This window comes from Mesorhizobium carmichaelinearum, assembly GCF_900199455.1.
Taxonomy (GTDB): domain Bacteria; phylum Pseudomonadota; class Alphaproteobacteria; order Rhizobiales; family Rhizobiaceae; genus Mesorhizobium; species Mesorhizobium carmichaelinearum.
On sequence record NZ_FZQR01000017.1, the window covers coordinates 1 to 14,297 of the forward strand.

Sequence of the window (14,297 nt, forward strand, 5' to 3'; positions counted from 1 at the left end):
GGCGCGAGCGTCGGCACATCGTCGAGACCCAGATTCCGGAACAGGGTCGCCACCAGCGTCGATGCGATGTGACGCCCGATGATGCGCTCGCCGGCATCGGTCTGGATGCGGTAGACCTGGCAGTCATCGTCCGGCAGCCGCCGCCAGATCGGCAACAGCAGGCCGGTGACAATGTGGAAGGTGCTCGTCGTGAACTCCGGGACGGCGGCGACTTCAGTCTGCCAGAGGTCACAGAACAGGTTTCGCTCAGTCGGCTGCCAGTGGGTTTCGGCAAGGGCGTCGAGGCTAAAGCGCAGCTCGTCGGTCGGCCGTAGCAGGCGGACGCGGTGTTCGACGGTCCCGTCGTCGAGCATTAGGCTCGCCGTCGGAAGCTGTATCGCCGCACGGCTCGAACGGGTGTTCACCAGCATGAGGGATCGCTGCTCGGCGCGCGCAATCGCCAGTGCATCGACAAGGCCGAGCGGCCGGATGCGGTCCTTGCGCGCGACGGCAAGCACATGCGACTGCGCGCCCGAGACCGGGTGTGTGTAAACGGTCCTACGATCCGTGACGACGATGCTCTCGGCCGTGATCGTCTCCAGGCCCTTGTCGTAGTTGCCGGCAGCGATGGCGCCTTCGACCTTCGCCGTCATCAGCTGCTCGAACACCTCGAAGAGCAGGTTCTGGGTTTCGATGCGCAGCGCCAGGAGGCGGTTGAGCCAGGTCGTGATCGGCGGCAGCTCGTCGCGCAGCCCACCTTCGTCGGTGGTCAGCGACAAGCCGGTGACCGCTTCGAAGGTCATGAGTGAGCAGCCCTCTATCTTGCCCTGGTGGAGCAGATAGTAGAATTGGCGCAGCGCCGCGCGGGCATAGGGGCTTTCAAGATTGTCCTCGGCGCGAAACAGCCCTGCCCCGCCAGTCTGGCGCTGGCCGCGCGTGATCGCGCCGAGCGTGTCGAGCCGCCTGGCGATCGTCGACAGGAACCGCTTGCCGGCCTTCACATTGGCGGCCATGGGCCGGAACAGTGGCGGCTGCGCCTGGTTGGTGCGGTGCGTCCGCCCGAGACCCTGGATGGCGTTGTCGGCGCGCCAGCCGGCCTCGAGCAAATAGTGCTTGCGCAGTCTCTGGTTTTTTGCGCCGAGATCGGCGTGATAGGAGCGGCCGGTGCCGCCGGCGTCCGAAAAGACCAGCACGCTCTTGTCGTCATCCATGAAGCTTTGCGTCTCGGTGAGGTTGGCCGAACCGGGACGGTTCTCGACGGCAAGCCGGTCGACGCCGTCGCGGCCGGTCTTCTTCACGATACGCCGCGAGCGGCCTGTAACCTCGGCAACGACATCGGTGCCGAAGTGATGGAGGATCTGGTCGAGCGCGCTGCCGACCGGTGGCAGCGCCGCGAGTTTTTCGATCATCTCGTCGCGCCGGCGCACCGCTTCGCGGCATTGGACGGGATTGCCGTCCGCGTCATGGACGGGCCGCGAAGTGACGTTGCCCTCGGCGTCCGAGTACTCTTCGAACAGCTGCGTCGGGAAGGAGTGCATCAAATACCCTCCTACGTACTCACGCGGCGTGACATCAACGTGGAGATCCGACCATTCCTCGGTGGGGATGTCGGCCAGCCTCCGTTCCATCAGCGCCTCGCCGGTAGAAACGATCTGCACGACAGACGAATGGCCGGCGACACGGTCCTGCTCGATCGCGCCGATCAACGTCGGCGTCATCATCGAGGTGATAAGGTGGTTGAAGAAGCGCTGCTTGGTGCTCTCGAAGGCCGATCGCGCCGCCGCTTTGGCGTTGCGGTTGAGCGTGGCGGAATCGCTGGTGATGTTGGCCGCCTCGAGCGCTGCGATCAAGTTGTTGTGGATGACCTGGAAGGCGTCGGCATAGGCATTGTAGATGCGGATCTGCTCCTCTGTCAGCGCGTGCTCGAGGAGGTCGTGTTCGACGCCGTCATAAGAGAGCGAACGCGACATATAGAGGCCGAGCGATTTCAGATCGCGGGCGAGCACCTCCATGGCAGCGACACCGCCGTCCTCGATGGCCGCGACGAACTCGGCCCGGTTGGCGAACGGAAAATCCTCGCTGCCCCAGATGCCGAGACGTTGCGCATAGGCCAGGTTTTCCACGGCGGTCGCACCGGTCGCCGACACATAGACGACACGGGCATCGGGCAGCGCGTGCTGCAGGCGCAGGCCCGCTTTGCCCTGCTGCGAGGGAGCGACGTCGCCGCGTTCGCTTTTTCCCTCGGCGGCGTTTGCCATGGCGTGCGCCTCGTCGAAGACGATGACGCCGTCGAAAGACCTTTTGGCCCGCGTCGGACCTTCGGCGCTCCCCGCCGCGTTCTCTCCAGTCCCTGTCGCGCCTCCGACCCTCCCCGCCTCTTGCCCCACCCAGTCGAGGATCTGGGCGATCCGGGACTTCTTGCCCTCGCGCTCCTGCGAGCGGAGCGTCGCGTAGGTTGTGAACAGGATGCCCTCGGCAAGGCGGATCGGCGTGCCCTGCCGATAACGCGAGAGCGGCTGGACGAGAAGCCGTTCCTGGCCGAGCGCTGCCCAGTCGCGCTGGGCGTCCTCCAGGAGCTTGTCCGATTTTGAGATCCATAGTGCTCGCCGACGGCCCTGCAGCCAGTTGTCGAGAATAATGCCGGCGACCTGCCTGCCCTTGCCGCAGCCGGTGCCGTCGCCGAGGAACCATCCACGGCGGAAGCGCACGGCGTTCTCAGCGTTCTCCGGTGCGGCCGAGACGACATCGCAGGTGTCGTCCACCGTCCAGGCGCCGGCGAGATGGCCGGAATGGGCCTCGCCGGCATAGATGACGCTTTCGAGCTGGGCGTCGGACAGCAGGCCCTCTTGGACGACGGCCACCGGCAGCAACGGGCGATAGGCCGGCCGGGGCGGTGCGACCGCCGCCATCGCCGCCGACTGCACAAGCGGTGTCGGATGCGGCTTCGCCTGAGGAATATGGATCGCCTGGAGGGCGTAGGGCTCATAGATCGTGTCGGTGAGCCGGCCGCCTTTCTCCGGCATCCAGTCCCTCAGTTCATAGGCAAGGGGGACAGCCGGCGTGCTTGCCATGACCGGGCGGGGAGGCGTGGTCCGGGCGGCTGGGCGAACCGGCTGCTCGGTCTTTGGGACAGAGGCAGGCGCGGACCTGGCCGCGGACCGCCCAGCCATGCGCAAGGCGGTGTCGCGCAGGATGCTGCTCGCGAGAGCGCCGATCGAGTTCGGATAGGCACCCGGCGTCCGCGGCGGCAGATCGGAGATCCACGAGAGCAATGTCTCGGCAGTCATGGCTTTTCCCGGCGAGGCGATAAACCGGGAAGGATCGGCAGCGGGCACCTTGTCGATGATGGTCAGCCGGGTTTCGGCCGTAGTTCCATGGCGGGCATAGATGCGGCCGTCGATCGCAGCGGTGAAGAGAACGGTGCCGTGCTCCTGCAGTCGTTCGAAGGCAGGCATCCACTTGGGATTTCCTGGTGAGATCCCTGTGCCGGTGATGGCGACAAGGCGACCGCTCGGGCGCAGTCGCGCGAATGCGGACGACAGGTGCCGCCACGCCGCATCGGCGACGTGGCCATCGACATGAGCGCCGACGGTGAAGGGCGGGTTCATCAACACGATGGAAGGCTGGATGTCCGCATCGAGATGATCGTCGATATGCGCCGCGTCGTGCCGTGAGACGGGGACGCGCGGGAACAACAGGCCGAGCAGGTCGGCGCGCGTTGGCGCAAGCTCGTTGAGCACCAGCGAGGCCTGGGCGATCTCGGCATGAATGGCGAGAAGGCCGGTCCCTGCCGACGGTTCGAGAACGATATCCGACGACGCGATCGCGGCAGCACGTGCCGTAACGAAGGCAAGCGGAAGCGGCGTCGACAACTGCTGCATCGCCTGGCTCTCGTCCGAGCGCCGTGTATGGGTGGGAAGGAGTTCGGCAACGCGCTTCATCATCGTGAGCGTCGCCTGCGCTGTCGTTGACCGGGACAGGATCGTCGGGCCGAACCTGCGGATGAACAGGACCTGCGCGGCTTCGAGGGCTTCATAGGCGTCCTTCCAGACCCAAAAGCCTTCGGCATCGGTGCCGCCGAAGCTTTCCGTCATGGCGGCGTGGAGTGCGTTGCTGGTGACGAGCTTGCCCTGCTCGAGGGAGGGAAAAAGCAGCGTTGCCGCCTGGTGGATCGCCTGTGCGTTATGTTTGGCGATGGGGACGGGTGCCGGCGCGGCAAGGGGAGCGGCCGTGCGGCCGACGGTCGATGGTGTCGTGACGATGTTCATGAAGATGTCCTTCGCGAGAGGGGAATGGCCTGTGCGCCGGCACTCTCTCCGCGCCAGCCGGGCCGCACTCCTCCCGGCTCCCCTCTCCCTCTGGGGCCGATGCACCAAACGGGTTGCACTCTGCGCAAAGCCATGACTTGAATGCGCGGGATGCGGCGGCGACCTGGAGCTGCGGAGGTGATGCGAGGGTTCAGAATTGGCAGTGAGGTCTACGAGGAGGGAGCGCCTGACCTGCAGGCGGCGCTAGCGAACGCCTACGCCCGCAGGGAGCGTCCACTATGCCTGTGCCGTGAGCCGGGCTGCCCGATGTATGTCGCGCGCATCGGCGACCTCTTCCTGATCAAGCGCATGCCGCTTAGCGGCGGCGGGCACGAGTCTTCCTGCGATTCCTACGAGCCCCCTTACGAACTGTCCGGGCTGGGCGCCTTGATGGGCAGCGCGATCCAGCTCGATCAGCAAAGCGGCATGGCGGCTTTGAAACTCGATTTCAGCCTGTCGAAGACGGGCGGGCGGGCAGCGTCCATGCCTGCTGGCCAAAACTCCGCCAGTGTAACCGGAGATCCCAGGAGGATGTCACTACGTGGCCTCCTTCACTTTCTCTGGCACGAGGCCGAATTGACGGTCTGGACATCCAGATGGGCCGGCAAGCGACATTGGTGGAATGTCCGCTGGCATCTTCTGGAGGCTGCCGGGCAAATGACGGTGAGGGGTGGACCGCTCGCGGATATCCTGTTCGTCCCCGAGCCGTTCCGGGCCGAGAACAGGCAAGCGATTGAACAGCGTCGCAACACGGTCCTTGCTCCAGCACTACCGCCGAAATCGGGGCCGCGACAGTTGCTGGTCCTGGTCGGTGAAGTGAAGGAGATCGTGCCAGCCCGATCCGGTCAGAAACTTGTCATCAGGCATTTGCCCCGTTTTCCCTTCATCATCGACGATGCATTGCACCGGCGTTTGCAGGCTCACTTCGAGAGGGAATTGTCGCTGTGGGAAGCGGATTCGAGATCAAATCTGATAGCGATCGCGACGTTCGGACTGAACCCGGCCGGCCTCGCCATTGTCGAGGAAATCGCGTTGATGGTGGTGTCCGAGAACTGGATTCCTTACGAGACGGTCCCTGAAAAGAGGCTCGTCGATGCGCTTGCCCGCCTTCGCGACAAGAGCGTGAAGGGATTGCGCTACGATCTGCAACCCGACCAGCCGATCGCCAACGCACTGCTTCCGAACAGACAGGAGCCGATCGCGCTCTTTGTCGTTCCGGCCGGAACAGATGGCATGTTCGAGGCTTCGCTCGAGGAGATGGTCGCCGCGCGACCGGACATCGGCTCTTGGGTATGGCGGGTCGGCGATGGCGATATGCCGCCACTGCCAGTTTGATCGTCGCGCGGATCCTTCGTTGGCGGGTCCAAGTGAACTTAGGCGAGGCCTAGCTTCTTCTTCAACTCGTGATTTTCTTTGCGCAAACGGTCCGCAAGCAGGGTCTTCAGTCGCTTGTTCTCTTCCTCAAGCGCGAGCAGATCCTTGAGATCGCCGCTATTCTGGGCAGGCGCTGCGGCCTTCTTCCAGAGATAATAAGTCTGTTCGGATATGCCCGCCTGACCGACGGCGTGCTTGAGGGTAGCGCCGCCGGCAATCGACTTACCGATCTGGGCAAGCTTCTGGGCGCGCTCCTTCTCGGAATATGTCTTGCGGGCGGTCTTCGCTGCCACGGGAGCTTCCGCGGCCTGGGGCACTGGTCTCGCCCCGTTCTTGCGGGCCGGCTTGGTGAGCTCTGCCTTCGCTTTCTTTGTTCGCAGAACTTTCTTCTTGGATTCAGGCACCTCCACTTTGGCTGGCGCCACCGTCGTCTGAACAGTTTGAGCGTCCTGAAAATCGGCCATGATATACTCCGCTTGTGGCTTGTCCCCTTCTTCAGCATCAAGGGGTCTTATACTGAAGTCAATGACCTGGGAATTTGGTAGCTGAGCAGCATCAGCCGGCTGCGTCATCTCCGTGGCAATCTTGGACAGGTCAAGATCGCCCCAGATCGAATGACTTGGCTTTTGCAGGCCGCGCTTCTGTTTCATTTCCACGATGAATGGCCGGATCTGGCGCTTCATAGTCTGTTCCTTGATGTGAGCATGACTTGCAAGCCAAGTCGCAGTTCGTGTTAGCGAGAACCCGAGGTATCTTATCGCTCTCGCCGTGCTTTATCGGAGGAACCCCGCAACGAGCAAGCGGTGTGTCATGGGCCTTGGGCAGCCGGCTCAATCAACGGGGGCAAACATCCCTACTGAGAGGTGATGGGCTGAACTTCAGAGCTGCATCATACACGCGATGCTCAGGCGTCTAGCCGGCGGTGTACGATGACTGTGCACAATCCGGCTGGAGCGATTGCAATCCTTATATTCTTGGGAACTAATCCTCTCATGGCGGCGGATGAGCTGGACGCGCTTGTTTTCGGGATGGCAGTCGAAAGCGTTCTTGCGCTTTCTATTCCTTTCACGGAAAAAGTCGCAGAAATCGCCCACAGAAGCCACGGCGTCGTGCTTTTCAATTTGCGCATTGATGGCGACATGGAACTTCAGCGCGTCGCCGCCATCCGGTATCCAAGTAATCAGACAGGGGTTCTGGTGCTGGATAAGCAGGGCTTGTTGACCAGCCATTGCATGGTCAATGGCACTTTCTCCAGCTTTATCGCTCCGTTGGAGGACTGGAACACGCTGCCGCTCGCAACGCAGGCCAAGATGAGCATCGCCGGCCCGGCCAGCCTGTTCATCGGCGCTTTGCGCAATGCCGGCTACTTCCCGCGTGGCAGGCACTGACCCGACGTTTTGCTGAGGGCCGGATGCTTGTGTCCTCGTTGCAGTTGGCCATACGGTCTCGCATGGGCCGTACGCCGGTGCCATTGAGCCATAGTCAGTCACCGTCATGGAGACGAGGCGCGGTTTTTACAGACGCCCATCGTCGCCTTTCCTTCGTCAGCTCCGACGAAATCGCACTTTGGACAGGAACTCGTCGATCTCGAGATCCGACAGATCATCGAGCAGCCTGAAGACAGCATCATGCCTTCCGGCGTTAACGAGAATCGTGCGTTTGCCGCGATGGTCGGCCCGCCCGGTCTCGGGGTCTGCATTGCGGGCGGTCCCCCTGAGCTCGACAGGGGTTATGTTCCAGATCGCCTCGAGCGTTTCCGCGCGGGTCATGCTGTCGCCCGCGCCGGTCTCGTGGGCGATGATGGCGCCGCGCATCTTGTCTGGCGACTGCCGATCCGTGAGATCGCAGAAACCATGAAACCAGCGCTCGCGTCCCCGGATGCGGATCCCGAAGAATACGCTGGTGACGTTGCCGGCCTTATACTCCGACATGCCGAACATTCCGGTGCGCATGAAGAGCGGCGGCAGCAAATCGAGCATCAAGTGGTATTCGGACGCGGTGATCTCGAACCACTCGCCTGAATAGGGAGTTCCGGAAAGCGGATCGATGCCGGGAGTGTCTTTGTGTCGGCTGAATAGTTGGAACATCTGCTCGCGGGTGGCAACGCCGTCGAGCACCTTCCTGAAGGGTGGATATGCGGTCATGGTGTTCTCCTGAACGCAGCTCAGCCACGCGCGGCATGAACCGCGTCGTCGCAACTGCGTGATGGTGTTGTGGGTGTCGACTGTTCGACCTTGCGGTCGGCGCGTACATCAGCGTCAATGGGGCTTGCGGAGTTCAGGCGGCGCGGTGATTGGAGGAACGCAAAGCGTCTCGACCAACCCCGGTGATCGCACGGACAGCCGCCGCGAGCGCCGGGATGTCCTCAAGCATACCAAGTGCGACGAAATGATTGGATCCGCCGGTGTAGTCCTTGCGGCCCTTGCAGGTGCGTATCAGGATGCCGTGACCTGAGGACACTCCGAACTGGCAGACCTGGATGTAGGCGCGTTCATGGTGCAAGGTAATCTCGCCGGAAACGGCCATGCCCACCCTGTTTGAGCGCAGGTCAAAGCTTCCCTGCGGCAGGGCAAGTTCGGCGGCGAGTTTCTTCAGCCGTGAACGGACGGTCGTGTGGAAGCGTCTCTTCTGCTGCTCGTCATAGGAGCAGCTTCTGTTCCAATCGAACATGTGAACCTCCATGAAACGAAAGCGCCCGGGCGCACCATGGCGATCCCGGGCTTGAGAGTGAGTTGCAACTGGAACGGGTCCGGCGGAGTGCCGGACCCGTTCGGAGCGGGAGCCTGATTATTCGGCAGCCTGCAGCTGGTCCGTTTCGTCGCCCTCGAATGTCACCGGCTTGTCGGAGGACTGGTCCGCATCGTCGGCGAGGAAGGCCGGCAGCTCGGCGGCATCGCCGTCAAGAACTGCCTCGTCCGACATGTTGCCGGGGACTGCGTCACCAGCATTGGCAGCCACTTGATCTACCTCGACGCGCAGCGGCTCGGGCACCCAGTTCGATCCCTCGAGAAGTCGGGCGGCCTCACGGGCCATGATCTCCTTCTTCATGTGGTCGATCAGCTGCGCGGAGTCTTCGCCACGGGCTTCGCGGACAGCCTGCAGAATCCGCGCCTTGGTGAGACGCCCGAGGAACTCGACCGTGGGCGTCCAGCCGGCGTCGACCATGTCGAACTGAAGTGAGTTGGCCAGCACGTCGGCATGCTCGAGCGCGCGTGGGCGCCTATTCCACGGTTCGACCACCGCATTGAGGGTCAGCGAGACACAGTGCCCGAACAGCGCCTTGCGGCTTGCCTCGTCGAGGCCGAGAAGGAAGTCCCACAGGCCGTCCGTCTCATCGGGCAGCTCACGGTCCCAGGCTTCGTGCCGCTCGGCGATTTCCTTCGCCCAGGAGGTCTCGGCAAGCCCGTCGACCTGGCTGAAGCTGCCGCTCTTCAGGCTGATCTCAAGGCAGCTGTCCGGCGCGAAGCGATAGAAGACCTGCAGGACGAAGGCATGGAGTGCCGCGAAGAAGGCGATGTCGGCGTCGCCGGCGAGCGCATTGCGCAGCGCCAGCGTCCGCTGTGCGGTCAGGTCGAAGACGAGCCGATCGGGTAGCGGCTTGATGCCGTCCTCCTCGCCGTCGTCGCCAGAGCTGTCATCCACCGGCTTGCCGTTGACGACAACAGCATCGCCATCGTCGTCGCCGTCGCCGTTAGACCGGGCTTCGCCCTCGGCGTCCCCTTCCTCGCGCTCATCGCCACCGCCGGTCTCGGGCCGGGGCTCGTCCACGGCGCGCACGAAACCGGCCTCGACCTGGAGCTTGCCGTTCGCGGCGAGCGTCACGAACACACCGGCAATGCCCTTCTGGGCGGGGTCGTAGCTTTGAGGACGGTCATCGATCGCATCGAGCTCGGCACCCAGCTGGTCGAGCTTCGTCTCGATGGCCTCGTCGGCATCCTCGGCCGCGGCATAGTCCGCATCGAGCTTGTCGTGTTCGGCCTTCAGCGCGTCGTAGCGTTTGATCTCCTCGGCGCTGAGCTCCTGGGCCTCGGCGTAGATGCGACGCATGCCGGAGGTGTGGCCATAGGGAAAGCTGATCGCCGCCTCGACCCATTTCCAGCCTTCAGCACGGATCGCCTCGGCATCCACCTTCAGCTTGTCGAAGACCAACTGCTCGAGCAGTGCTGCATCCTGGAACCAGCCGCCGGAGTCTTGCTCGAACAGGTCGCGCAGGATAACGCCGCCGGCTGCCTCATAGGCTTCCGCGCCGACATAGACGGCCCGGCGATCGTCTGCGCGTACCGTCGTCTCGGTCAGCAGGCGCCTGATGTAGTAGGGTTCCTGCGTGTGCGAGTTGGATATCCGCTCCCAGATCTGCTCCTGGCGCGCGTGGTCGTCCGAGATCGAGAACGCCATGACCTGCTCGAGCCGGATTTCGTCCTTCTCGTAGAGATCGAGAAGTTTCGGCGACACCGATGCCAGCCGCAGGCGCTGCCTCACCGTCGCCGGCGATACGAAGAAGCGGGCGCCGATCTCGTCCGGATCGAGGCCCTGATCGCTCAGCGTCTTGAAGGCCCGGAACTGGTCGAGCGGGTGCAGGTCGGCGCGCCGCAGGTTTTCGGCAAGCGAATCCTCTTCGGCCGAGGTCTCTTGCCTGCGGTTGACGATGCAGGGGATCGGCTCGTTCTTCGCCAGGCGCTTCTGCTTGATGAGGATGCCGAGCGCGAGATAACGCCGGCCGCCGGCGGGCACCTCGAACGTGCCGGTTTCCTCGCCATCGCCGTCGAGCACGGGACGGACGTTCAGGCTTTGCAGGAGCTTGCGCCGGCTGATGTCTTCGGCAAGCTGCTCGACGGAAACGCCGTCCTTGATGCGCCTGACATTCTTCTGCGACAGCATCAGCTTGTCGTAGGGGATGTTCTCCGCGGCGTTCATTGCGATCTTCTGAATGGCCTTTGCCATGGTCAGGGTCTCCATGACGGGCGGCCCGGGGCCACCCCCCGAACCTCCAAGCCCGTCACAACCCTCCCCTCCCCCCTCTGCCTCCAGGCCTCGCGCCAACCTGGCCCCGGCTCGCGGATCTCGACGCGACCGAGCAGCCAGGCGGCCTCCAGAATGTTTGCAGCACCGGGTCCTCCCACGAAAATAGCGCCGTCCTCTTGGCTCGCGGAGGACCGCGCTGGGATTGATGGAGAGGCCCGGAGGCGAGGCCGGCGACGAAAGTTTTCGCTGCCGGACTCCGCAGGATCAGGCGGCGAAATCGAGAAGCTTCTTGGCCTTGCCCTCCATTTCCAGGCGAACATCCTGATGCGGCTTGTCGCGCGCGATCCGCGTGATGCCCTGCACGAAATCGAAAATAGATTCTGGCGGTCTGCCTTCCTCCATGAGAACAGTATCGATGATCTTCGTGGTCTCGGACTTGGAGAAGCCTCGCTTGCGCAGGAAGCCCTGGCGATCTTCGTCGTCTCTGGCAACGATCCGTTGCCGCGCCGTCTTGATGCCGTTGACGAACGGCATGGGCGAGGAATCGGCAAACTGGATCAGGGCCGGCTCGGCTTCAAGGGCGAACCGGGAGGCCGCGTATTTTGAATGGCGGATGGTGATTTCCTCGAAATCTTCGACGCCCCACAAATTGCGGTTCTGACACACGGCGCGCAGATAGAAGCTGGCGATTCCGAGCGTACGGGCACCAACTTCGGAGTTCCAGCAATAGAAACCACGGAAGTAGAGATCCGGCTCTCCGTTCGGCAGCCTGCCGGCTTCAATCGGATTGAGGTCGTCGACCAGGAACAGGAAGACGTCACGATCAGACGCATAAAGCGTCGTCGTGTCCTTCGAGATATCGACATTGGGATTGTAGATTCCCGTCGACCAGTCGAGCACGCCCGGAACTTTCCAGCGCGTGTCGCCGGTGCCGTTGCCGGCGATCTTTCGTACGGCCTCGACAAGTTCGTGGTCAAAGATCCTGCCGTAGTCAGGACCGGTTACCGCCCGCAGTTCGAGGCGACCGTTCTCGATCTCCAGCGTCTTCACCTGTTCGGCCCGGTGCGAGGTCAGGCCGTACTGGAGATTGATGCCGGCAAGCGGCGCGGGGAGCTGGCGCAGATAATTCGCGGGGGCGCCGACCAGGCTTGCAAGTTGGCCAAAACTCCAATGCGTCGGGGCGATAGGGGCATCCGCATCGGGCAGGATCAGCGTGAGGCGTTCGGCATCGTCGCGGCTGGCTTCGACACGGATCGCCTCGCTTTCGACGATGCGCGTGCGGCTACGCTCGGACCGCCTCTTCACCGAATTGTGGAGATCGGTCAGGGACAGGTACCGTTCGTCGGAAGGCCTGTTGAACCATTCCGACGATACGCGGCCGATCCGGTGGCCGCGGTTGACATCGACCTTGTAGCCGACGCGCGCGTCGCGCGTAGGCGCTTGAATTTCGATCTGGGTCATGGGTTTTCTCCGCGACGGGCGCCAGGAGACTCTCTCCCGGCCCTCGACCCGCCGCCACCGACCCCGGCCGCCCTCTCCCGCCTCCTAGCACTCACCGCCTTGGACCAGAACGGCCACACCGCCGGGCATTCCAGTGGAGGCGCAGCTCCAAAGGCCCGACCTCATTCCGGCCCTCGAACTCTCGGGTTGCTTCGGCCAGAGATCCATGACTCAATGGCTGTGTGGGATGCGGCGGCGTCCGGAGCAATGGAGGCGATGCGATCCGGGAAGCGGCATTGGTGGAACATTCGTTGGCACCTTATCGAAGCCGCGCGCCAGATGACGGTCAAGGGTGGACCGCTGAGTGATGTGCTCTTCGTGCCGGAAGCGTTTCGATCTGCCGACAAGACGGCGATCGAGCAGCGGCGGGCGGCTGCGTTGGAAACAGCTCGTCCCCCGACGAGCGGTCCCAGAAGCTGATGATCCTTATCGGCGAGGTCAAGGAATTTGCGCCGGCACGCAGCGGTCAAAAACTGGTCATCAAGCACATGCCCGGTTTCGTCTTCCTGCTCGATGACGTGCTTCACCAGCGGCTTCAGGCTCGTTTCGACAGTGAGCTCGCGCTTTGGGGGGCGGATGAGACCTCGCATCTGATTGCGGTCGCGACCTTCAGTCTCAGCCCTCTACGTCATTCCGTCCTCGACAGACTCTGCCTTTGATGCAGCGATTGAAGAGTTGATCGCATTGCGCCCTGAGATCGATGCATGGATGTGGCGCTTAGCGGATGGAGAAATGCCGCCATTGCCTTAGCCAGGCCGCACCGAAAGAAATAAGAGCCGAAGCAACGCTTTCGCATCTGCGAACAGGAATTTGTGCATTGCAATACGTTCGGTTATCACTATGATCCAGTTGTCGGCCATCTACTCCTCCCAGATGCGATGCCGGTATAGAACGCAGCACACCTCCTCCCGCGCTGTTTTCGAAGATCGAGCCCGCTGCCACCTCCTCCCGGCAGCGGGCTTTTTTGTTCTTGAGGAGACGGATCAGGTCCAAGGCCAATGCATTGGGGTTTAGGCGAGGCGAATGCTCCGGACCTCAAGACCTTTTTTACCCTGCCCGCATTCAACAAACACCTTCTGCCCTTCCACCAGCACGGCAATCCCTGAACGGGTCAGCGCGGTGGCATGAACGAACACATCCTTCTCCACCGGCGGGCGAGATGAAGCCGAAGCCCTTCTCGGGATTGTACCATCTGACCGTCCCCTCGGTTTCTCCCTGCGCACCTGATCCCGCGACTGCACCTCCAACCGGGCGCGCCGATGGTGGAGCATTCGCGGTGTCTTCGCCTATCTCCAGCACCTGCCCGACCTGCCGGCCTCGTAGGCCTTCTTCGATCCTGACCTTGAGACGAGTTCCCTCGGAGACACCACGGCTTCCGGCCGCTTCGAGCACGCGGATGTGCAGATAGACCTCGGTGCCGTCCGACACTTTCACAAATCCAAAGCCCTTGCTGGCGTTGAACCATATCACCTCGGCATCGAGAGCCTCCGTGGTCGCGGCGGGGGAGCGCTGGAAGTAGCTCGGCTCGACAGCCCGTTCCGGAAAGGAAACGGGATCATCGTCATATCGACGCCGACGTGGCTCGCGATGGTCTCTATGTTTGCTCATGATCGTCTCGACTTGCACGAAAATCGTACTGCCCTGCGTCAGTATAATCTCCATCGGGCGACGCATTCGTGTCAAATGGCCCTGATGGCGCATCGCTGCGCTTCGGATGACATCCGTTCGGGTTGTCCTCGGTATTGGAGCAGGGATTGCTGCATCCGCGGCAGGGATGCAAGCCGCAGAGTCAAGACCAGCATTACGGGGCTTGAGCATCGCCGACAGGCGTGTGCCCCCAGAGAGTCGCCACCCCTCGAACACTGCTGAAATTCACGCTATCCTCATGCGATGTGCAACGATTTGTCTGATTGCGATACGGTTTTCAACCCTTCTTAGAAGGGTCTCAGCGCCACGACGCTGACCGGCTAGGCGTCTGGAACGTACGATCGACGATATCCGCCGGTCGAGTTGGCCAAGACATCGCCGGCAATCAGCGATTAGGTTTCGCATTTCCTGCGCAGGCGAGGCCTGCAGATATTACCAAGGCAGCGGTTTGGCTCCTCCAGTTCAGGCCAATGATATGGCGCTGAGATCCTGGCGGCAGGACTCGAACAAGTATCTTCTGCCGATACG

11 protein-coding genes are annotated in these 14,297 nt (G+C 62.7%); 4 read left to right on the forward strand and 7 right to left on the reverse strand.

The features are described from left to right. Nucleotides 1–4,247: strawberry notch-like NTP hydrolase domain-containing protein (locus CKW40_RS29725; protein WP_095203374.1), on the reverse strand; the 4,247-nt coding region annotated here is incomplete at its 3' end. A 180-nt stretch (nt 4,248–4,427) separates the two neighbouring features. Here CKW40_RS29725 and CKW40_RS29730 point away from each other — a divergent pair. Continuing rightward, nucleotides 4,428–5,621 carry a DUF1173 domain-containing protein gene (locus CKW40_RS29730; RefSeq protein WP_095203375.1) on the forward strand — a complete coding sequence of 398 codons (1,194 nt, stop codon included), beginning with the start codon at nt 4,428–4,430 and terminating at the stop codon, nt 5,619–5,621. A gap of 38 nt (nt 5,622–5,659) precedes the next feature. Here CKW40_RS29730 and CKW40_RS29735 read toward each other — a convergent pair whose 3' ends face one another. Next, a complete protein-coding gene (locus tag CKW40_RS29735) occupies nt 5,660–6,343 on the reverse strand; it encodes a transposase (RefSeq protein ID WP_244571330.1) in 684 nt (227 codons plus the stop codon). 246 nt (nt 6,344–6,589) lie between these two features. Between CKW40_RS29735 and CKW40_RS29740 the strand changes: the two genes are divergently transcribed. Beyond that, the gene (locus CKW40_RS29740; protein ID WP_095203376.1) at nt 6,590–7,048 is read left to right on the forward strand and encodes a hypothetical protein; all 459 of its coding nucleotides are present in this window, start codon (nt 6,590–6,592) and stop codon (nt 7,046–7,048) included. A 156-nt stretch (nt 7,049–7,204) separates the two neighbouring features. Here CKW40_RS29740 and CKW40_RS29745 read toward each other — a convergent pair whose 3' ends face one another. The 4 genes from CKW40_RS29745 to CKW40_RS29760 form a co-directional block, all read right to left on the reverse strand. Continuing rightward, nucleotides 7,205–7,804 carry a DUF1419 domain-containing protein gene (locus CKW40_RS29745; protein WP_095203377.1) on the reverse strand — a complete coding sequence of 200 codons (600 nt, stop codon included), beginning with the start codon at nt 7,802–7,804 and terminating at the stop codon, nt 7,205–7,207. 133 nt (nt 7,805–7,937) lie between these two features. Next, on the reverse strand, nt 7,938–8,330 hold the full coding sequence (locus CKW40_RS29750; protein WP_179298162.1) for a hypothetical protein: 393 nt from the start codon (nt 8,328–8,330) through the stop codon (nt 7,938–7,940). A gap of 117 nt (nt 8,331–8,447) precedes the next feature. Next, complete coding sequence (locus tag CKW40_RS29755) at nt 8,448–10,601, reverse strand: ParB/RepB/Spo0J family partition protein (RefSeq protein WP_179298163.1); 2,154 nt, start codon at nt 10,599–10,601, stop codon at nt 8,448–8,450. Nucleotides 10,602–10,886: 285 nt separating this feature from the next. Next, nucleotides 10,887–12,083, reverse strand: coding sequence for a DUF932 domain-containing protein (locus CKW40_RS29760; RefSeq protein ID WP_095203380.1), 1,197 nt, complete (start codon nt 12,081–12,083; stop codon nt 10,887–10,889). A gap of 213 nt (nt 12,084–12,296) precedes the next feature. On the opposite strand from CKW40_RS29760, the gene CKW40_RS45605 reads away from it, so the two are divergent. Together CKW40_RS45605 and CKW40_RS45610 are read left to right on the forward strand one after the other, a co-directional pair. After that, nucleotides 12,297–12,542: a DUF1173 family protein gene (locus tag CKW40_RS45605; RefSeq protein ID WP_342202945.1), complete on the forward strand. Its 246-nt coding sequence runs from the start codon at nt 12,297–12,299 to the stop codon at nt 12,540–12,542. Continuing rightward, nucleotides 12,542–12,781, forward strand: coding sequence for a DUF1173 family protein (locus tag CKW40_RS45610; protein ID WP_342202946.1), 240 nt, complete (start codon nt 12,542–12,544; stop codon nt 12,779–12,781). Before CKW40_RS45605 ends, CKW40_RS45610 begins: the two co-directional genes overlap by 1 nt. Nucleotides 12,782–13,184: 403 nt before the next feature. On the opposite strand, the gene CKW40_RS44705 is transcribed toward CKW40_RS45610, so the two are convergent. Beyond that, nucleotides 13,185–13,784 carry a cold-shock protein gene (locus CKW40_RS44705; RefSeq protein WP_244571331.1) on the reverse strand — a complete coding sequence of 200 codons (600 nt, stop codon included), beginning with the start codon at nt 13,782–13,784 and terminating at the stop codon, nt 13,185–13,187. Between the last annotated feature and the right edge of the window lie 513 nt (nt 13,785–14,297).